1 protein-coding gene is annotated in these 502 nt (G+C 50.6%); it reads left to right on the forward strand.

Annotation, left to right across the window (positions count from 1 at the left end; genetic code table 11):
* Positions 1-252 precede the first annotated feature (252 nt).
* Positions 253-502: hypothetical protein (locus ACFFRH_RS45115; protein ID WP_512701174.1), on the forward strand; the 250-nt coding region annotated here is incomplete at its 3' end.

Here is a 502-nt window from a genome sequence, read left to right on the forward strand (position 1 = left end):
GGATAACGAGTTGCTGGCAGGACTGGCGCAATCCAGCCACTGGCACGCCGTTGTGCAATTGCATCAGGTGTTGTTGAAGGAATTCGCACTGGAAGTTAACCCGTGTGAAGAAGGCTATTTGCTGGCCAACCTTTATGGATTATGGATGGCTGCTAACGAAGAGGTTTGAAGCTCCCGACAAATCCACGTCGCACAACCTAAATATTCAAAAAAATGAATATTTAATTCAAGGAACAGAAACGAGGCAACAAGATGTTTGTAGAAGCATTGAAACGCCAGAACCCGGCGCTGATTTCCGCCGCACTAAGCCTGTGGCAGCAGGGCAAGATCGCCCCGGACAGCTGGGTGATCGACGTGGATCAGATACTGGAAAACGGTAAGCGGCTGATTGAGACGGCGCGGCTTTACGGCATTGAACTGTATCTGATGACCAAGCAGTTTGGTCGTAATCCGTGGCTGGCGGAAAAATTGCTGGCATTAGGCTACAGCGGCATTGTGGCGG

This window comes from Streptosporangium vulgare (assembly GCF_042428775.1).
Taxonomy (GTDB): domain Bacteria; phylum Actinomycetota; class Actinomycetes; order Streptosporangiales; family Streptosporangiaceae; genus Streptosporangium; species Streptosporangium vulgare.